A 17,678-nucleotide genomic window follows, 5' to 3' on the forward strand; every position below is an offset into this window, starting at 1 on the left:
TTACGAGCAGTGAATAAAAACTTATTCAGCTACAACGTTTACAGTCAGTTTAGCGAATACTTCGCTGTGAACCTGGAAGTCCACTTCGTGCTCACCGGTGGTGCGCAGAACGCCGTTCGGCAGGCGAACTTCGCTCTTAGCAACAGCAACGCCAGCTGCAGTTACAGCGTCAGCGATGTCGCGAGTACCGATGGAACCGAACAGTTTACCTTCGTCGCCAGCTTTGGACGCGATGGTTACGGTTTCCAGTGCGTTGATTTTCTCAGCGCGAGCTGCAGCAGCAGCCAGAACGTCAGCCAGTTTAGCTTCCAGTTCTGCACGGCGTGCTTCGAAGAACTCAACGTTTTTCTTGGTAGCAGGAACAGCTTTACCCTGTGGTACCAGGAAGTTACGAGCGTAGCCCGCTTTAACGTTAACCTGATCACCCAGGCTACCCAGGTTTGCTACTTTATCAAGCAGAATAACTTGCATTACCTTATCCTCTCAAAGTCGTATTAATGGACCGTGACCGATTACTGATGACGATCAGTGTACGGCAGCAGAGACAGGTAGCGAGCGCGTTTGATAGCGCGAGCCAGCTGACGCTGGTATTTTGCACGGGTACCGGTGATACGGCTTGGGACAATCTTACCGCTTTCGGTGATGTAGTTTTTCAGCGTAGCGATATCTTTATAGTCGATCTCTTGAACGCCTTCCGCGGTGAAACGGCAGAACTTGCGACGACGGAAATAACGTGCCATATGGCTAGTCTCCAGAATCTATCAATTCAATCTGCTCGGCATGCAAGACCACTTTGTTCAGGCCATTTTTCATCTGATGACAAGTAATGAACCCATGAACCGTGATTTGCGTACCGACCGTTATACTGTGAGTAATGGCCTGGTTCGCGTGCCCGCTAACAATCACTGGCATTCGGCACCACGCCTGCCGGTTAAGACCGGCTTCCTCTTGCACAGAACGGTGCTCAAGCACGAACTGGCAGTGAGGAATTCCTGAGGGGCTGACCTTGCGAAGGGGCGTCTTGCACACTGTGCCAGACAACGCCAGGCGGTTGGCCATCATCAGAATTACTCTTCAGAATCCCCAGCATCTGCATCATCAGCGGTTTCGTTAGCGAAATCATCGCGACGCTCACGGCGCTCGTCTTTCGCTTTAACCATTGGAGATGCTTCGGTAACCGCGTGCTTAACGCGCATAACCATGCTGCGGATAACGGCGTCGTTGAAGCGGAAGTTAGTTTCCAGCTCATCGATCGCTTCCTGCGGAGCTTCAACGTTCAGCAGAACGTAGTGAGCTTTGTGCAGTTTGTTGATCGGGTAAGCCAGCTGACGGCGGCCCCAGTCTTCCAGACGGTGGATCGTACCTGCTGCTGCAGTGATTGCACCAGTGTAACGTTCGATCATGCCCGGAACCTGTTCGCTCTGGTCAGGATGGACCATAAAAACGATTTCGTAATGACGCATCGAATTGCTCCTTACGGATTATTCAGCCTCCTGTCAGGGTCAGCCGCGGCCCATGGAAGCAAGGAACGTGTTTGAATTGCGGCTGAAAAATTGACGCGTAATCATACTTACCCAGGCCGCTAAACTCAAGGCCGTAGGCAAATAAATTCTCTTTATGACAGGGGGAATGGCTAAGCCTGTGAATTTCAAAACAAAGCCGCAGATCGTCAAAATATTTTGAAAGAGACCATCAGAAATGGTCACTTTTTATTCAGCCATCAGGAATTACACTTATTGATAACAGGCCGCCACAGCCATTAACAGGAGCGACGACCACGGATTTCAGGTTTGTTGTAGTGGAGCGCATCATGAAAAATATCGTTATTGCCCTTGCCGCTGTACTGCTCTTTAGCGCAAATGCGGCTGCAGCTATAAAAATCGACGCCCGCCAGGCCAGAAATATGGACGACGTTCAGAGCCTGGGCGTTATTTACATCAATCATAACTTCGCCACCGTTTCTGAAGCGGAATCGGCCATTCAACAGGATGCTGACCAGCACAACGCGAAGTTTTATCACACGATAATCATGAGAGAACCGGGCAGCAACGGCAATATGCACGTCAGCGCTGACATCTACCGGTAGCTTGAGAGTACGCGTAAACACCAGAGAAGACACCACGACCTAAAAATCCATGTTTGACTTGCCCCCGCTTGCGGGGGCTTTTTTTTGGATAACGCCCCAATACCGCTGGTGACAGCGGCTTTAACATCCAACACACGCGTTCACTTTTGCCCGTAATAGGCATTCGGACCATGCTTACGCATGAAATGCTTGTTTATCAGGTAATCATCCATGCGGCCAAGGAAGGGGTTAATGCCGCGAGAAATCCACGCCATTCTGGCGACTTCTTCCATAACGACCGCGTTATGCACCGCATCATGAGCATCTTTGCCCCAGGCAAAAGGCCCGTGTTGAAACACCACAATTCCGGGCGTATGCAGTGGCTCCATTGCACCCAGCGTTTCAATGATCACCCGCCCGGTGTTCAGCTCGTAATCCTCTTCAACTTCACTGGCGCTTAACGCTCTGGTACACGGGATGTCGCCAAAGAAGTAGTCCGCATGAGTCGTGCCCAGCGCAGGAATGGCAAGACCGGCCTGCGCCCAGGCCGTAGCATGCGTCGAATGGGTATGCACCACGCCGCCAAGACGTGGATAGTGGCGATACAACGCCAGATGCGTAGCCGTATCGGAAGAAGGACGGAACTTACCTTCCACCACATTGCCCTCCAGATCCACCACCACCATATCGTCCACACTCATGATCTCGTAGGCTATGCCGCTGGGTTTAATGACCACCAGCCCACGCTCGCGGTCAATGGCACTCACGTTGCCCCAGGTGAAGGTCACCAGACCATAGCGCGGTAAATCCATGTTAGCGTCAAAAACCTGCTGTTTGAGCTTTTGCATTATGATGTCTCCACCAGTCCAGCCCGCATCATCCGCGCTCTCACCCAATCGCGCGCGCGCGCCACTTCTGCTGCCGGGTCATCGGCCGTTTCACTCCACATTTCAATCAGGTAGGGGCCACAATAGCCACTCTCTTGAAGAGTCTCAAAACAACCTTCGAAATCAACCACCCCTTCACCAAACGGCACGCTTTTAAACACACCTGGCCTTGCATCTTTCACATGCACTGCGACGATATGCCCCATCCCGGCCTGTAGCTCCATCTGCACATCGTTATCCCACGCAGACAAGTTGCCAATATCAGGATAGAGCTGGAACCACGGATTATTCAGGTAATGGACATAGCCCAATGCCTTACTGACTGAATTCATCAGCGGGTAATCCATGATTTCCATCGCCAGCATCACCTGCGCGCGGCTTGCCATTTCAACGCACTCTTTAAGGCTCTCGCGAAAACGACGGCGCGTCTCGTCATTGGCCTCCTGATAATAAACGTCGTAACCCGCCAGTTGGATAACTCGAATGCCCACATCCTGTGCCAGTTGAATCGCCTTGCGCATGATCTCCAGGCCGTGGTTCCGTACCGCATCGTCTTCGCTACCGAGCGGAAAACGTCGATGAGCACTGAGGCACATAGAAGGGACACGCACACCGGTTTCGGCAATTGCGTTGACCAAAGCGAGGCGCTGTTCTTTGCACCAGTCCAGGCGAGCCAATCGGGCATCGGTTTCATCAACCGACATCTCGACGAAGTCAAAAAGGAGTGTTTTCGCCAGCCGCAGGCGTTCCAGCCAGCACTCCCCGGTGGGAAGTGCTTTTTCATAGATGCCAAGCGGAATATGTTTCGACAGCATAGCCGCTCCTTAGCCCCACAGCTGGGCAATAGAACGTTTAAACTGCCGTGCCGCTTCCGCAGGTGCAGCCGCATCGCGAATGCTGCGACCGGCAATAAAGACGTGAATCGGAATCCCCTGGAAAAGCGGCAAATCTTCCACCGTCAGGCCGCCGGTTACGGTGACCTTAAAGCCCATATCAGACAGACGTTTAATGGCATTGATATCTGCTTCGCCCCACGCCACACCAGCCGCCTGTGCATCACGGCTACGGTGATAAACCACCTGCGCGATGCCCGCATCACGCCACGCCTGTGCCTGCGACCACGTCCAGTAGCCTGTCAGTTCAATCTGTATGTCACCGTCAAACTCTTTCGCCACATCCAGTGCGCCCTTGGCGGTGTTAAGATCCGCACAGCAAATAACGGTTACCCAGTCGGCATTCGCTTCAAAACACATGCGGGAAAGAATTTTACCGGCATCGGCAATTTTGGCATCAGCCAGCACAATTTTTTGCGGATAGAGCGACTTCAGATCGCGAACGGCACGTACACCTTCAGCCACACAAAGAATGGTACCAACTTCAATGATGTCCACTTCATCGGCAATCAGGCGGGTTGTTTCATATGCGGAAGACATTGATTGATTATCCAGCGCAACCTGCAACATTGGTAATGACATTTGATGCTCCTTTTAAACAGCCGCCGCAGTGGCATTATCAATTAAATCGAGAACTTCCTGCGTGGTGCGGCAGGCACGTAAACGGTCAAAATTAGCCTCATTTTCAAACAGATTGACGATCTGCATGATGCCCACTTCCTGATGGGTGCTGGCGTCAATGGCCGCCATGGTGATAAGAATATCGACCGGGTCGTTATCTTCATGGTTGAACACCAGAGGCGTTTTTAGCGTCACCAGCGCGAAGCCGGTTTTCTTGACCCCCTCTTCCGGGCGGCCATGTGGCATCGCCAGCCCTGGTGCAATCACAAAGTAAGGACCATGCTGCGCAACACCATCAAGAATGGCCTGGTAATAACGCGGCTCAACAATGTCAGCCTTAACCAACAGATCAACTCCCAGCTTTACCGCTTCCTGCCAGGTACGGGCCTCAGCCTGTAAAAGGATGGTGTTATTGTCTGCCAGCGAATCACGTAGTTGCATTAGCTGCCCTCCTTCACATCCTGTGGAAAATGCGCATTGATCACCTCCAGCAGCTTTGGTCCAAAATCAGCAGGCGAGAGCATATTGCGCACCCCCACAACATATTTATTGCCTGTTACGGTGATTTCTCCCGCGATATGCGTGGATGCGATGATGATGTCCGCGCCGCTGAGTTCACTTTTGTATTCCCCCACCGCGCAACTGTTTACCGTATGGTCAATATTTGACTGAGTTAAAAACTGGTCCACTTTCATCTTCATGATCATGGAACTCCCTTGCCCATTGCCACACACAGCCAGAATACGTACGGTCATAATCGAGACTCCTTAGCGAGCAGAAACTTCTGCTGTTTGTTTTTCCGCATCTTCTTCCGCTCGCAAACAACGGCCAGCGAAGAACATATAGGCCAGAGCAATCAGAATGATGACGGCCATAAAGACCAGTCCGACAGAGGCGAAGCCCTGCATCATTGGTGGTGCCAGAATTGACCAGTCGGCCATCCCCATCCAGGCGCTCATGCCGGTGAGTTTTACCGCCCAGACACAGCCAAAGATTTCAATCATCCCCATCACCAGACAAATCTTCAGCGCAGCACGCCAACCGCCAAAGTGATTAGCAAAGACGCCGATGGTGGCGTTCGAGAAGAACATCGGGATAAAACCCGGAATAATCAGAATGGAAGAACCGAGGCCCACCAGAATACCGACGGCGATCAACTGGCCGATGGTGCCCCACAAAAAGCCCCAAACTACGGCGTTTGGCGCAAAGCTATAGATAGCGGCACAATCAATTGCCAGCACTGCGCCAGGAATCAAACGCTGAGAAATACCGTTGAACGCTTCGGACAGCTCGGCGACGAACATACGCACGCCCTGAGTGATGATGAAAATAGCCACGGCGAACGAGAAACCGGTTTGCAGGATATAGACCGTCCAGTGGGTGCTGCCCGCCATCGCCTGGACAACGTCGATACCAAAGGAGAGCAAAATGGCACCGAAGAAGAGGGTCATCACAATCGCCGTAGAGACGATGTTGTCATGGAAAATATTCAGCCAGCCCGGTAGCTTGAGGTCTTCAACGCTCTCCTCTTTTTTACCCAGATACGGCGCGACTTTATAAGCAACCCAGGAGGCAAACTGCTGTTGATGGCCAATGGAGAAACCGCAGCCGTCAGTCACTTCCTGCGTCGGCTTAAACATCATATTGGCGGTAATGCCCCAGTAGAGCGACACCAGCACTGCAGTGCAGATAATCGTCGTCAACATTGGGTAGCCGAAGATGTAGAAAGCAACGGCAATCAACCCCGCCTGCTGGAACATGATGTGGCCGGTCAACATGATGGTGCGAATGCCTGTTATCCGACGCAGCAGAACGTAAATGATGTTCAGCGCCAGCGCGAGTAGTACGGCATATCCCACCCAACTATAGGCATCACCCATACGCTCAATAGTTGCCATCATTGACGCATAGGTGTCAGAGATCGCGCCGTTGATACCATACACTTCCGACATTTTTGCCACCACGGGCTTAAAAGTGCTCGTCAGAATGCCGGAACCCGCCTGCAGCAACATGAAACCAATAATGGTTTTGATGGTGCCTTTAATGATGACGCTGACGCTTTTGCGTAGAAGGATGTAGCCCAGACACGTCACGATACCCAACAACAGCGGGGCGTTAGTCATGACCTGATTAAAGAACACGGTAAAGACGTTGTAGAGGATCTCCATAACTCTCTCCAGAAATAAGAACGCGAGGGGCAATCCCTTCGTGGTGGGTGCCATCACTCTAGCAATCACAAATAATCATAAAAAGATCAAATTTGATTATTTGTGATGTATCACGCAAATTATTTCCATAGGATGAAAATGGATTATCACTGCTGTCCAGAACCAAGAAAATAAACTATTAAATTCAATGCCATAATTACAAACCCATGATATCAAACCAACATAAAGATAGATTTCCCCTGCCGTTTTCAAGTCGAAATATCACTATCAGGTTATTGCAAACCGAATCAAATAGTGCCAATTTAAATCAAATGAACTCACATTGTGATTTATTTTGAATTAAAAAGGAGTGAAAACGATGAATAAAGTGAACACGATCACCCGTGAATCATGGGTTCTGAGTACCTTTCCGGAATGGGGTAGCTGGCTGAATGAAGAAATTGAACAAGAGCAGGTTGCGCCGGGCACCTTTGCCATGTGGTGGCTGGGCTGTACAGGCATCTGGCTGAAATCAGAAGGCGGGGCCAATATTTGCACCGATTTCTGGTGCGGAACAGGTAAGCAAAGTCACGGCAACCCGCTGATGAAAACAGGCCATCAGATGCAACGCATGGCCGGCGTGAAGAAACTCCAACCCAACCTACGTACTACACCGTTTGTTCTGGATCCATTCGCCATTCGCCAGATCGATGCCGTACTGTCCACGCACGATCATAATGATCACATTGATGTGAACGTTGCCGCCGCAGTCATGCAGAACTGTGCTGATGACGTACCGTTTATCGGCCCGCAAACCTGCGTTAATCTGTGGATTGGCTGGGGTGTACCGAAAGAACGCTGCATCGTGGTAAAACCTGGCGACGTTATAAAAATAAAAGATATTGAAATCCATGCGCTCGATGCGTTTGACCGTACCGCGCTGATCACGTTACCGGTCGATCAAAAAGCTGCGGGGGTGCTGCCGGACGGGATGGACCAGCGCGCAGTGAACTACTTATTCAAAACGCCGGGTGGCACGCTGTACCACAGCGGTGATTCTCACTACTCCAACTACTACGCAAAACACGGTAACGAGCACCAAATCGACGTGGCTCTGGGCTCCTATGGCGAGAACCCACGCGGTATTACCGACAAAATGACCAGCGCGGATATCCTGCGTATGGCCGAATCACTGAATGCCAACGTGGTCATCCCGTTCCATCACGATATCTGGTCAAATTTCCAGGCCGACCCACAGGAAATCCGCGTGCTATGGGAAATGAAGAAAGATCGGCTGAAATATCACTTTAAGCCCTTCATTTGGCAGGTTGGAGGGAAATTCACCTGGCCGTTGGACAAAGACAACTACGAATACCACTATCCACGCGGGTTCGATGACTGCTTCACCCTGGAACCCGATCTGCCCTTTAAGTCCTTCCTGTAAGATGTCTCCGGCGGGCGGTCAATACAAGCCGCTCGTCGGAAATTCTTTCCGTCCACATTAGTATTTTCATCTGATTTTAAATATTATCTTTGCTTATCACTTTTAATCGGATTTGCTCATGACGGAAGCGCAAAGACATCAAATTTTACTGGATTTGCTTGCACAAACGGGGTTTGTCACCGTGGAGCAAGTGATATCCCGGCTGAAAATCTCTCCCGCAACGGCTCGGCGTGATATCAATAAACTCGACGAGAGCGGCAAACTGAAAAAAGTCCGCAATGGTGCGGAAGCCGTTAGTGAGCAGCGCCCGCGCTGGTCGCCGATGAACATTCACCAGGCTCAAAACCATGATGAAAAAGTACGGATTGCCCGCGCGGCTTCTCAGCTGGTCAGCCCAGGTGAAAGCATTGTTATCAACTGCGGCTCCACCGCCTTTCTGCTCGGCCAACAGATTTGTAGTAAACCGGTACAAATCATTACCAACTACTTGCCGCTGGCAAATTATCTTATCGAACAGGAGCATGACAGCGTGGTCATCATGGGGGGGCAGTACAATAAAAGCCACTCTATCACCCTCGGGCCACAGGAGAATGAAACGTCGCTGTATGCCGGACACTGGATGTTTACCAGCGGCAAGGGACTGACCGCCGAAGGTTTGTATAAAACCGATATGCTAACCGCAATGGCGGAGCAGAAGATGCTGGGAGTGGTAGGCAAACTGGTGGTGTTGGTTGACAGCAGCAAAGTCGGGCAACGGGCTGGAATGCTATTCAGCCGCACAGATCAAATAGATTTGGTCATTACCGGCAAGCAGGCCGATCCTGAAGTCGTGCTAAAACTTCAGGAACGCGGCGTCAAAGTCATCCTGGTTTAGTGCTTACAGGTACCGGGCAAAAAACTGGCTTGTAGCGTCTAATGCTTCGGGCGTGATGCGATGTTTGACGCCTGCTTCCCATACACAAGTCAGGTTTTGGTTCAGCTTCTTTTCCACCAGCGCCTGCTGCAATCTGAACGTCTCGACGGCGGGCACAACGTCATCTTCTTCACCGTGCCAGAGCAGCAGCGGCCTGTTGCTTAGCGCTTCAAGCTGTTCGCCAACATCGTAATCCTTCAGGCTGACAATAACATTTTCACGCACTTCCACCGAAGGTGGGAACAGCGTCTGGGCGAGCGTCGTAAAATAGCCCGACCCCATCAGGCAGGCAACGCAGCGGACTTCAGGCTGCCGCGCCATAATCCCCAGCGCCGTCATGCCTCCCATAGAAGCTCCACCCACGGCAAGCCTCCCCTCGGCAACGCCGCCGGAGTTGATTAATGCCTGATAGAGAGCCGGGAATTCATCAATACTGTTTTTTAAAATCGGCCAGAACTGCTGCAGGCGGGTTTGAGCATCGCCGCCATATCGAGCGCCATGGTCGAGAGCATCCGGCATTACAACGCGAAATCCCTGCAGCGCCAGCGCCACGGCGAAATAGCTATAAACCAGCTTTGAAGAGGTAAACCCGTGATAGAAGATAACCGTCGGCAACGGGGCCTGCTTCATTCCGGCAGGTACCGCGTGCAACACTTCAACATCGGCGAACCGCTCATTATAAATTTCGATCATCTTCTCTTCTCCTCCGGCGAAATATCAGGGAAAGTAACGCAGATTAGGGATTATTGTAACGGTGAGATCTAGCTAGCGATTTTCATTCGAAAGTCAGCTAAAAGCGCGCCTGAGATAACAAATCGGAAACATTCCCCCTTTGCACGGCCAAACCCGGAACTACACTATGATCGTCAAGAAACGAGAAACCATCATGCCACGGCTATCCGTACTATTTCTGGCGGCCTTACTCAGCGCCTGCAGCGTGCTTCAGGGTACACCGCAGCCAGCACCATCGCCGACAAATTATCCGCAGGAAGTACAGCGCTCTCAGACTGCGGAATTGACAAAAATAGGCACCGTGACCGCCGTGGTACGTGGCTCTCCGATGGACTCAGAAGCCATTATTAAGAAGAAAGCCGCAGCAGCAAAAGCCGATTATTATCTCATCATTATGAATGATGAGACGGTTATCCCAGGCCAATGGTATTCGCAGGCTATTTTGTATCGAAAATAGCCCGGGCAGGTAGCCGTTATTTATTGATATTTACACAGCTTTTCGCCGCTTGATCGTTTCTTATGCACAATGGACCTCGCCCTCAGGAAGCGGGGTCAGCTTTGAGTAAGCGAAGGATTGCCCTGTCACTTCGGGGTAAAATGATAAGGAACTGACAATGAAACGATCTCTAGCCTTAACGACACTGCTGTTATCTGTTGGCCTCATTCCGACTCTGGCGCAGTCCGCCGAGTTTGCCAGCGCGGACTGCGTAACGGGCCTTAATGAAATCGGATTAATTTCGGTCAATGATATTGCCGGCAGCCCTCAGGACGTCGAACGTATGATCGCACTGAAAGCTGACGAGCAGGGTGCTTCCTGGTACCGCATTATTCAGATGCAGGAAAACTCTCTGGCCGATAGCTGGCGAGCGCAGGCCATTCTTTACGCATAAAGACCCGCGATTATATTAAGCCACGCCTCCCGTTGCCCGCAGCAGCACATCATTGATGACCTGCTCGGGCAAAAGCGATTCTCCCCGCTCATCCAGCATCATGCGACACCAGGCTTCCGCCATCGGGGGTGAGAGTGATTTAAGCAATTGTGCCCCACAGGCGAGATTAGCCAGCTGCTGTATAATTTCTCTGCCCCGCTCTTCCTGAGGCTTCCGCAATCGTTGCTGTAGCTGCCGCCAGCTGCGATCGAAATGCCGGCTTTGCCCCTTAACCTCGTCAAACTCGTGGGACAGCATTTCTATCACCGCAGGCTGTTTGGCAAGCACGCGCAGCACATCAAGGCTCATAATATTGCCCGATCCTTCCCAGATGCTGTTCACAGGCATTTCGCGATATAACCGAGGAAGCTCGCTCTCTTCACAGTAGCCCACTCCGCCCAGCACCTCCATCGCTTCGGCCACAAAAGGGATCCCTGCTTTGCAGATGCTGAATTTCGCAACCGGGGTAAACAAACGGCTGTAAGCCAGCTGTAAAGCGTCGTCCGGCAACTCCCACGCTCGCGCCAGACGGAAAAGAAAGGCCGTCTGGCCTTCAAGCCGCAGCGCCATTTTTCCCAGTAGCTGGCGCATCATCGGCTGTTCAATAAGCGTTTTGCCAAAGGCCTGCCGCTGAAGAGCGTGACACAAGGCCACTGAGAGTGCTCGCCGCATCAGACCGTGACTACCCAGCGCACAGTCGAAGCGGGTAAATCCGCCCATCTTCAAAATATGGCGAACGCCTTCACCTTCCTCACCAATAAGCCAGGCGGTAGCATCACAGAACTCCACTTCACTGCTGGCGTTTGAACGGTTGCCCAACTTGTCCTTGAGGCGCTCAAGGCGAACGGCGTTGCGCTGGCCATCCGGCAGAATACGCGGTAAGAAGAAGCACGAAAGGCCCCCCTTTGCCTGAGCAAGTACCAGATGCGCATCGCTTTGCGGTACGGAGAAAAACCATTTGTGCCCCACCAGCCGGTAAGCCTCTCCGGCCCCTCTGCTCGCCAGCGGTTCAGCGCGGGTGGTGTTACTCAACACATCAGACCCGCCCTGCTTCTCTGTCATCCCCATGCCAATCAGCAAGCCCCTTTTTTGGGCACCCGGCAGCAGATGTACGTCGTAGCGATCGCTCAGCAAAGGCTTACGCCACGCTTCAAATTCTTTGGGTAAGTGCTGTAACAGCAACGGCGTTGCTCCAAACGTCATAGTGATCGGGCAAAGCGTACCCGCTTCAACCTGAGCGTGTTGGATAAACCGCGCCGCACGAGCGACAAAAGCGCCCTGACGCGCGTCCTCTTGCCAGACGAGATTATGAACCCGGTTAGCAAACAGGCCCTGCATCAGCAAATGCCAGGCGGGGTGAAAGCGAACGTCATCCAGCCGCTCTCCGCAAGCATCAAACCGCAGCAGCTCCGGTGTATTGATATTTGCCAGCCGCCCCAGTTCCAAAGATTCGGCGGAACCCAGCTGTTGGCCGATGCTGGCCAGAAGTTCGGCGTCCCAGCCTGCACCTTCACGGACGACGGCTTCTCGCAGAGGAATGTCAGAAAGAAAAAGATTACTGTTACTGAGGGGTTTGGGTTGATTAAAAACGGTGTGAGTTTGCCAGCGCATGCTGTTCCCTCCATCTGTGGCAATGCCAGTAAGTATGGACGGAGATGCGGGTTCTGCGCGGAGGGGGATCACAAACGGGGTGTTTCCACCCCATTCAGATAAAACGTCTTAACCGCGCTGGCGCACGATTTCGAACAGGCAAACACCGGTGGCAACGGACACATTCAGAGAAGAAACGGTTCCGGCCATTGGGATACTGACCAGCTCGTCACAGTGCTCGCGAGTCAGACGGCGCATGCCTTCACCTTCTGCCCCCATCACCAGTGCCATCGGGCCAGTGAATTTACTCTGGAACAGAGTATGGTCCGCTTCACCGGCGGTGCCGACAATCCAGACGTTCTCTTCCTGCAGCATACGCATGGTACGAGCCAGGTTGGTGACGCGGATCAGCGGCACGTTCTCCGCTGCGCCACAGGCAACTTTTTTTGCCGTCGCATTCAGCTGCGCGGAACGATCCTTCGGGACGATAACCGCATGCACACCGGCCGCGTCTGCGCTACGCAGGCAGGCACCAAGGTTGTGCGGATCGGTGACGCCATCTAAGATCAGCAGGAACGGACGTTCGTGCTCGGCGATCAGGTCAGGCAGATCGTTTTCCTGATACTGGCGACCCGGCTTCACGCGGGCAATGATGCCCTGGTGTACCGCACCTTCGGCTTTCTCGTCGAGCCACTGGCGATTTGCCACCTGCACCGGGATCCCTTGCGCTTCAATAGCGTGGATCAGCGGCAGCAGGCGCTTGTCTTCGCGACCTTTCAGGATAAAGACTTCCTGAAAACGCTGCGGAGCACGTTCAAGCAGGGCCTGGACGGCGTGAATGCCGTAAATAATTTCACTCATCGATATCACTCATTGCGGACGAGGGCTCGCCCGTGTTGGTTTGTTCATAATCTGGATGTTGCCCCTCATCCCGGCCCTCTCCCCTTAAGAGAGAGGGTTAGGATAAAGGTAATATCAGCTCGCCTGTTTCTTCGCGGCGCGCTTCGCCTTCGTTGCTGCGGCTATTTTACGGGTTTTGTCCGACGGCGCTTTGGCTTTCTTCGGTTTCTTTCCAGCCTTCTCTTTCTTTGCTTTCGCTCCGTCTTTCTCTTTACGGAAAGCATTGTCCGGCTCGAAGTTTACGCGCTTGCCTGCCTGACGGCGCTTAGATGGCGCCCCACCCTTTCCGCCTCGCTTCGCTTTGTCTTTTGCCGTTTTACCTTCGCCACGCGGCGCACGCGAGCTTGAGATCAGCGCGAAGTCGATTTTACGTTCGTCCATGTGTACAGCTTCCACCCGAACCTCAACGCGGTCGCCCAGACGGTAAGTCTGCCCGCCGGATTCGCCAATCAGGCGTTGGCCGATCTGGTCAAAGCGATAGTAGTCGTTGTCCAGCGTGGAGACGTGAACCAGCCCGTCGATAAACAAATCATCCAGGCGCACGAAGAAGCCGAAGCCGGTTACGCTGGCAATAATGCCGTTGAATACCTGGCCGACCTGATCCTGCATGAAGTCGCACTTCAGCCAGTCCGCGACGTCGCGAGTCGCTTCATCGGCGCGGCGTTCGGTCATCGAGCAGTGCTGACCCAGCTGCAGCATCTCTTCCATGCTGTAGTGCCAGCCGCCGGATTCGGTGCTGTTCCCGGTATGTCCCTGCTCTTTTGCCAGTAAATATTTAATGGCGCGATGCAGCGACAAGTCAGGATATCGGCGGATTGGCGAAGTAAAGTGCGCGTAGGACTGCAGCGCCAGGCCGAAGTGCCCGCGGTTTTCCGGATCGTAAATCGCCTGTTTCATCGAGCGCAGCAGCATGGTTTGCAGCATTTCGTGGTCAGGACGATCGGCGATAGATTCCAGCAGATCGGCGTAATCACGCGGCTCTGGTTTTTGCCCGCCGGGTAATTCCAGGCCAAGCTCCGCCAGCACCGAACGGAACGCGGTGATCGCATCGTTGCTTGGACGATCGTGATCGCGGAACAGGGCTGGCTCGTTGTTCTTCTCAACAAAGCGCGCCGCTGAGATGTTAGCGAGGATCATGCACTCTTCGATAAGTTTGTGCGCATCGTTACGCACGGTCTGCTCAACGCGTTCAATGCGGCGCTCAGCGTTAAAGATAAACTTCGCTTCTTCGCTTTCAAACGAGATCCCGCCGCGCTGGGCACGAGAAACTTCCAGCACTTTGTAGAGGTTATGCAGCTCTTCGATGTGCTTAACCAGCGGTGCGTATTGCTCGCGCAGTTCCTGATCGCCCTGCAGCATATGCCAGACCTTGGTGTAGGTCAGACGCGCATGAGAGCTCATCACCGCTTCATAGAATTTATAGCCCGTCAGGCGCCCTGCGGCGGAGATGGTCATCTCACACACCATGCACAGGCGATCGACCTGCGGGTTCAGGGAGCACAGGCCGTTTGAAAGCACTTCAGGCAGCATCGGAACCACCTGCGACGGGAAGTAAACCGATGTCCCGCGGTTGCGGGCTTCGTTATCCAGCGCCGTTGGCGGGCGAACGTAATAGCTTACGTCGGCAATCGCGACCCACAGGCGCCAGCCACCGCCGCGTTTTTTCTCACAGAATACGGCGTCATCAAAGTCACGTGCGTCTTCGCCGTCGATGGTCACCAGCGGCAGTGAGCGCAGGTCAACGCGGCCAATTTTGGCCTCTTCCGGCACTTCTTCTTTCAGATTTGCGACCTGGGCTTCAACCTCTTTCGGCCAGACGTGCGGGATTTCATGGGTACGTAGCGCCATATCAACGGCCATGCCGGTATCCATGTTGTCGCCAAGCACTTCAACAATCTTACCTATCGCTTTGGTACGACGGGTCGGACGCTGGGTCAGCTCGACCACCACCACAAAGCCCATGCGGGCGCCCATTAGCGCTTCCGGCGGGATCAGGATATCGAAGCTCAGACGGCTGTCGTCTGGTACCACAAAACCTACGCCTGCGTCGGTAAAGTAGCGGCCAACAATCAGCCCGGTTCTTGGTTCCAGCACGCGCACAATACGCGCTTCGCGGCGACCTTTACGGTCCGCGCCGAGCGGCTGCGCCAGCACCAGATCGCCATGCATGCACATTTTCATCTGCTCGGATGAAAGATAGAGATCGTCTTTACTTCCTTCAACGCGCAGGAAACCGAATCCGTCGCGGTGGCCGATCACTTTACCTTTCAGTAGATCCAGGCGTTCCGGCAGTGCGTAACACTGGCGGCGGGTGAAGACCAGTTGGCCATCACGCTCCATCGCACGGAGGCGACGGCGCAGGGCTTCAAGCTGTTCTTCGCCGGAGATTTTTAGTTCTTCCGCCAGCTCTTCGCGGCTGGCCGGTTTTTCACGTTTTGAGAGATGGTCGAGAATAAACTCCCGGCTTGGGATCGGGTTTTCGTATTTTTCGGCTTCTCGTTCCTGGAAAGGATCTTTTGACATTTCGGGTCCTCCGTTGTCATCCGCAGATGGAATCGTGATTATTCCACCAGCAGTAATTTGTAGAGCGGTTGGTTTTGGTCCACCAGGTCGGCCAGCGTGTGCTTGTCCAGTTCCTGTAGGAAACTCTGCACCGCCTCAGCCAAAGCCTGTTTGAGTCGGCAGGCGGGGGGGATATGACAAAACTCACTGCTACAGTTCACCAATGAGAGCGGCTCCAGCTCGCGCACCACGTCGCCAATGCGGATCGTTTCCGCTGGCTTACCAAGGCGAATGCCGCCATTTTTTCCTCGCACGGCCATGACATAGCCCGCGCGGCTGAGTTGATTGATGATTTTCACCATGTGATTACGGGACACGCCGTACACCTCTGTGACTTCAGAGATATTGGTCATTCTCCCTTCGGGAAGAGAAGCCATATAAATCAAAGCACGTAAACCGTAATCAGTAAAACTCGTTAACTGCACATCAACCTCATGGGTGGGAGGGGAAACGCTTTGCGTAAGACAAGTTGTACCTTAAAGCAGATACATATTGATGATAAACCAGCCATATGGTTGCCAGCTAATTTATTTGATTGGAATGATGTATAAAGCGGCGGGAAGAAAGCAATACGGGGTGTGAAACCACACCCCGCGACATCATTATGCGTCGAACGGATCGCGCAGAATCATGGTTTCAGTACGGTCCGGGCCGGTTGAGATAATATCAATCGGTACGCCGGTGACTTCTTCAATGCGTTTGATGTAGTTCAGCGCTGCCTGCGGCAGACCGCTGCGCTCTTTCACGCCGAAAGTGGTTTCAGACCAGCCAGGCATCACTTCGTAAATCGGTTCGATACCTTCCCAGTCGTCCGCTGCCATTGGGGTGGTGGTCACTTCGCGGCCATCAGGCATACGGTAGCCCACGCAGATTTTCACTTCTTTCAGGCCGTCCAGGACGTCAAGCTTGGTCAGGCAGAAGCCGGACAAGGAGTTGATCTGCACGGCACGACGCACGGCAACCGCATCCAGCCAGCCGGTACGACGGCGACGCCCGGTAGTAGCCCCGAATTCGTTACCCTGTTTGCACAGGAATTCGCCGATGTCATCAAACAGCTCAGTTGGGAATGGACCTGCACCCACGCGAGTGGAGTAAGCTTTGATAATACCCAGAACGTAATCCACATAGCGCGGACCGATGCCGGAGCCGGTCGCAACGCCACCTGCGGTGGTGTTAGAGGAGGTTACGTACGGATAGGTACCGTGGTCGATGTCCAGCAGCGTACCCTGAGCACCTTCGAACATGATGAAGTCGCCGCGTTGACGCGCCTGATCCAGCAGGTCAGAGACATCCACAACCATGCTGGTCAGAATGTCGGCAACCGCCATCGCATCATCCAGCACTTTCTGGTAGTCAACAGCTTCAACTTTGTAGAAGTTCACCAGCTGGAAGTTATGATATTCCATCACTTCTTTCAGCTTGTCTGCAAAAGTGGCTTTGTCGAACAGGTCGCCAACGCGCAGGCCACGACGGGCCACTTTGTCTTCGTAAGCCGGCCCGATGCCGCGACCGGTAGTGCCGATAGCTTTCGCACCGCGAGCTTTTTCACGCGCAACGTCCAGCGCAACGTGGTAGTCAAGGATCAGCGGGCAAGCTTCTGACAGCAGCAGACGCTCACGTACTGGAATACCGCGGTCTTCCAGACCTTTCATCTCTTTCATCAGCGCAGCTGGAGACAGCACAACGCCGTTACCGATGATGCTGGTGACGTTTTCGCGAAGAATGCCTGATGGAATAAGATGAAGAACGGTTTTTTCACCGTTGATTACGAGAGTGTGACCTGCGTTGTGACCGCCCTGGTAGCGCACAACATATTTAGCCCGTTCAGTCAGAAGATCGACGATCTTTCCTTTACCTTCGTCACCCCATTGGGTGCCCAGTACGACGACGTTGTTACCCATTTTTCAAAATCACCGTTTGCTTAAAAATGGATTCTACCATCGGTTTCTCAGATGAACAGCCCTTTTAGTATACAAAATCAGTTTCTGCCGGATA

General features: G+C 53.1%; 21 protein-coding genes. 5 read left to right on the forward strand and 16 right to left on the reverse strand.

What is annotated here, in order from left to right; genetic code table 11:
* Positions 1 to 21 precede the first annotated feature (21 nt).
* The 4 genes from rplI to rpsF are packed head-to-tail and all read right to left on the reverse strand — an operon-like array spanning position 22 to position 1,463.
* A complete protein-coding gene (gene rplI, locus F3J29_RS14770; RefSeq protein ID WP_008460412.1) occupies positions 22 to 471 on the reverse strand; it encodes a 50S ribosomal protein L9 in 450 nt (149 codons plus the stop codon).
* A gap of 41 nt (positions 472 to 512) precedes the next feature.
* Positions 513 to 740 (reverse strand): 30S ribosomal protein S18, encoded by a 228-nt coding sequence (rpsR, locus tag F3J29_RS14775; RefSeq protein WP_000135199.1) that lies wholly within the window; start codon positions 738 to 740, stop codon positions 513 to 515.
* Positions 741 to 744: 4 nt separating this feature from the next.
* A complete protein-coding gene (gene priB, locus F3J29_RS14780) occupies positions 745 to 1,059 on the reverse strand; it encodes a primosomal replication protein N (protein WP_008460409.1) in 315 nt (104 codons plus the stop codon).
* Between the two features lie 8 nt (positions 1,060 to 1,067).
* A complete protein-coding gene (gene rpsF / locus F3J29_RS14785; RefSeq protein WP_008460407.1) occupies positions 1,068 to 1,463 on the reverse strand; it encodes a 30S ribosomal protein S6 in 396 nt (131 codons plus the stop codon).
* 347 nt (positions 1,464 to 1,810) lie between these two features.
* Between rpsF and yjfY the strand changes: the two genes are divergently transcribed.
* A complete protein-coding gene (gene yjfY, locus F3J29_RS14790) occupies positions 1,811 to 2,086 on the forward strand; it encodes a DUF1471 family protein YjfY (RefSeq protein ID WP_008460405.1) in 276 nt (91 codons plus the stop codon).
* Between the two features lie 140 nt (positions 2,087 to 2,226).
* Here the strand turns inward: yjfY and F3J29_RS14795 are convergent, their stop codons facing one another.
* From F3J29_RS14795 to ulaA, 6 genes are read right to left on the reverse strand one after another with little or no spacing between them, the layout of a single operon-like run.
* Complete coding sequence (locus F3J29_RS14795) at positions 2,227 to 2,913, reverse strand: L-ribulose-5-phosphate 4-epimerase (RefSeq protein WP_166867170.1); 687 nt, start codon at positions 2,911 to 2,913, stop codon at positions 2,227 to 2,229.
* A complete protein-coding gene (locus F3J29_RS14800; protein ID WP_166867172.1) occupies positions 2,913 to 3,767 on the reverse strand; it encodes an L-ribulose-5-phosphate 3-epimerase in 855 nt (284 codons plus the stop codon). The genes F3J29_RS14795 and F3J29_RS14800 overlap by 1 nt, the downstream gene beginning before the upstream one ends.
* Before the next feature lie 9 nt (positions 3,768 to 3,776).
* Positions 3,777 to 4,427 (reverse strand): 3-keto-L-gulonate-6-phosphate decarboxylase UlaD, encoded by a 651-nt coding sequence (locus F3J29_RS14805; protein WP_166867174.1) that lies wholly within the window; start codon positions 4,425 to 4,427, stop codon positions 3,777 to 3,779.
* A 12-nt stretch (positions 4,428 to 4,439) separates the two neighbouring features.
* The gene (gene ulaC, locus F3J29_RS14810) at positions 4,440 to 4,907 is read right to left on the reverse strand and encodes a PTS ascorbate transporter subunit IIA (protein WP_166867176.1); all 468 of its coding nucleotides are present in this window, start codon (positions 4,905 to 4,907) and stop codon (positions 4,440 to 4,442) included.
* Positions 4,907 to 5,221, reverse strand: coding sequence for a PTS ascorbate transporter subunit IIB (ulaB, locus tag F3J29_RS14815; protein WP_166867178.1), 315 nt, complete (start codon positions 5,219 to 5,221; stop codon positions 4,907 to 4,909). The genes ulaC and ulaB overlap by 1 nt, the downstream gene beginning before the upstream one ends.
* A gap of 12 nt (positions 5,222 to 5,233) precedes the next feature.
* On the reverse strand, positions 5,234 to 6,634 hold the full coding sequence (gene ulaA / locus F3J29_RS14820) for a PTS ascorbate transporter subunit IIC (protein WP_008460399.1): 1,401 nt from the start codon (positions 6,632 to 6,634) through the stop codon (positions 5,234 to 5,236).
* Between the two features lie 358 nt (positions 6,635 to 6,992).
* Here ulaA and ulaG point away from each other — a divergent pair, with 358 nt between their 5' ends.
* Both ulaG and ulaR read left to right on the forward strand, forming a co-directional pair.
* Complete coding sequence (ulaG, locus tag F3J29_RS14825) at positions 6,993 to 8,057, forward strand: L-ascorbate 6-phosphate lactonase (RefSeq protein ID WP_166867180.1); 1,065 nt, start codon at positions 6,993 to 6,995, stop codon at positions 8,055 to 8,057.
* Between the two features lie 118 nt (positions 8,058 to 8,175).
* Positions 8,176 to 8,931: an HTH-type transcriptional regulator UlaR gene (gene ulaR, locus F3J29_RS14830; protein ID WP_166867181.1), complete on the forward strand. Its 756-nt coding sequence runs from the start codon at positions 8,176 to 8,178 to the stop codon at positions 8,929 to 8,931.
* Between the two features lie 3 nt (positions 8,932 to 8,934).
* On the opposite strand, the gene yjfP is transcribed toward ulaR, so the two are convergent.
* Positions 8,935 to 9,663: an esterase gene (gene yjfP / locus F3J29_RS14835; protein WP_166867183.1), complete on the reverse strand. Its 729-nt coding sequence runs from the start codon at positions 9,661 to 9,663 to the stop codon at positions 8,935 to 8,937.
* A gap of 166 nt (positions 9,664 to 9,829) precedes the next feature.
* Between yjfP and bsmA the strand changes: the two genes are divergently transcribed.
* Positions 9,830 to 10,159 (forward strand): biofilm peroxide resistance protein BsmA, encoded by a 330-nt coding sequence (gene bsmA / locus F3J29_RS14840; RefSeq protein WP_039299815.1) that lies wholly within the window; start codon positions 9,830 to 9,832, stop codon positions 10,157 to 10,159.
* 157 nt (positions 10,160 to 10,316) lie between these two features.
* Entirely contained in the window at positions 10,317 to 10,592 is a 276-nt protein-coding gene (gene yjfN, locus F3J29_RS14845; protein ID WP_039289719.1) for a DUF1471 family protease activator YjfN, read from the forward strand.
* A 15-nt stretch (positions 10,593 to 10,607) separates the two neighbouring features.
* Here yjfN and F3J29_RS14850 read toward each other — a convergent pair whose 3' ends face one another.
* From F3J29_RS14850 to F3J29_RS14870, 5 genes are all read right to left on the reverse strand, one after another.
* Positions 10,608 to 12,242: an isovaleryl-CoA dehydrogenase gene (locus F3J29_RS14850; protein ID WP_166867185.1), complete on the reverse strand. Its 1,635-nt coding sequence runs from the start codon at positions 12,240 to 12,242 to the stop codon at positions 10,608 to 10,610.
* A 108-nt stretch (positions 12,243 to 12,350) separates the two neighbouring features.
* Entirely contained in the window at positions 12,351 to 13,082 is a 732-nt protein-coding gene (gene rlmB / locus F3J29_RS14855; RefSeq protein ID WP_166867187.1) for a 23S rRNA (guanosine(2251)-2'-O)-methyltransferase RlmB, read from the reverse strand.
* A 114-nt stretch (positions 13,083 to 13,196) separates the two neighbouring features.
* On the reverse strand, positions 13,197 to 15,644 hold the full coding sequence (rnr, locus tag F3J29_RS14860) for a ribonuclease R (RefSeq protein ID WP_166867188.1): 2,448 nt from the start codon (positions 15,642 to 15,644) through the stop codon (positions 13,197 to 13,199).
* A gap of 38 nt (positions 15,645 to 15,682) precedes the next feature.
* Entirely contained in the window at positions 15,683 to 16,108 is a 426-nt protein-coding gene (gene nsrR, locus F3J29_RS14865; RefSeq protein WP_166867190.1) for a nitric oxide-sensing transcriptional repressor NsrR, read from the reverse strand.
* Between the two features lie 177 nt (positions 16,109 to 16,285).
* Positions 16,286 to 17,584, reverse strand: coding sequence for an adenylosuccinate synthase (locus F3J29_RS14870; RefSeq protein ID WP_008453598.1), 1,299 nt, complete (start codon positions 17,582 to 17,584; stop codon positions 16,286 to 16,288).
* Positions 17,585 to 17,678: the final 94 nt, after the last annotated feature.

Source organism: Enterobacter sp. Cy-643 (genome assembly GCF_011752815.1).
Taxonomy (GTDB): Bacteria; Pseudomonadota; Gammaproteobacteria; order Enterobacterales; family Enterobacteriaceae; genus Cedecea.

What these genes read in the sequence shown, in the direction of transcription:
- yjfY (WP_008460405.1), top strand. Translation starts at nt 1,811, where the DNA reads ATGAAAAATATCGTTATTGCCCTTGCCGCTGTACTGCTCTTTAGCGCA.
- yjfP (WP_166867183.1), bottom strand. Translation starts at nt 9,663, where the DNA reads ATGATCGAAATTTATAATGAGCGGTTCGCCGATGTTGAAGTGTTGCAC.
- F3J29_RS14870 (WP_008453598.1), bottom strand. Translation starts at nt 17,584, where the DNA reads ATGGGTAACAACGTCGTCGTACTGGGCACCCAATGGGGTGACGAAGGT.
- ulaB (WP_166867178.1), bottom strand. Translation starts at nt 5,221, where the DNA reads ATGACCGTACGTATTCTGGCTGTGTGTGGCAATGGGCAAGGGAGTTCC.
- yjfN (WP_039289719.1), top strand. Translation starts at nt 10,317, where the DNA reads ATGAAACGATCTCTAGCCTTAACGACACTGCTGTTATCTGTTGGCCTC.
- ulaA (WP_008460399.1), bottom strand. Translation starts at nt 6,634, where the DNA reads ATGGAGATCCTCTACAACGTCTTTACCGTGTTCTTTAATCAGGTCATG.
- priB (WP_008460409.1), bottom strand. Translation starts at nt 1,059, where the DNA reads ATGGCCAACCGCCTGGCGTTGTCTGGCACAGTGTGCAAGACGCCCCTT.
- bsmA (WP_039299815.1), top strand. Translation starts at nt 9,830, where the DNA reads ATGATCGTCAAGAAACGAGAAACCATCATGCCACGGCTATCCGTACTA.
- F3J29_RS14800 (WP_166867172.1), bottom strand. Translation starts at nt 3,767, where the DNA reads ATGCTGTCGAAACATATTCCGCTTGGCATCTATGAAAAAGCACTTCCC.
- rpsF (WP_008460407.1), bottom strand. Translation starts at nt 1,463, where the DNA reads ATGCGTCATTACGAAATCGTTTTTATGGTCCATCCTGACCAGAGCGAA.
- rpsR (WP_000135199.1), bottom strand. Translation starts at nt 740, where the DNA reads ATGGCACGTTATTTCCGTCGTCGCAAGTTCTGCCGTTTCACCGCGGAA.
- rnr (WP_166867188.1), bottom strand. Translation starts at nt 15,644, where the DNA reads ATGTCAAAAGATCCTTTCCAGGAACGAGAAGCCGAAAAATACGAAAAC.
- F3J29_RS14795 (WP_166867170.1), bottom strand. Translation starts at nt 2,913, where the DNA reads ATGCAAAAGCTCAAACAGCAGGTTTTTGACGCTAACATGGATTTACCG.
- ulaG (WP_166867180.1), top strand. Translation starts at nt 6,993, where the DNA reads ATGAATAAAGTGAACACGATCACCCGTGAATCATGGGTTCTGAGTACC.
- F3J29_RS14805 (WP_166867174.1), bottom strand. Translation starts at nt 4,427, where the DNA reads ATGTCATTACCAATGTTGCAGGTTGCGCTGGATAATCAATCAATGTCT.
- ulaC (WP_166867176.1), bottom strand. Translation starts at nt 4,907, where the DNA reads ATGCAACTACGTGATTCGCTGGCAGACAATAACACCATCCTTTTACAG.
- rlmB (WP_166867187.1), bottom strand. Translation starts at nt 13,082, where the DNA reads ATGAGTGAAATTATTTACGGCATTCACGCCGTCCAGGCCCTGCTTGAA.
- ulaR (WP_166867181.1), top strand. Translation starts at nt 8,176, where the DNA reads ATGACGGAAGCGCAAAGACATCAAATTTTACTGGATTTGCTTGCACAA.
- F3J29_RS14850 (WP_166867185.1), bottom strand. Translation starts at nt 12,242, where the DNA reads ATGCGCTGGCAAACTCACACCGTTTTTAATCAACCCAAACCCCTCAGT.
- rplI (WP_008460412.1), bottom strand. Translation starts at nt 471, where the DNA reads ATGCAAGTTATTCTGCTTGATAAAGTAGCAAACCTGGGTAGCCTGGGT.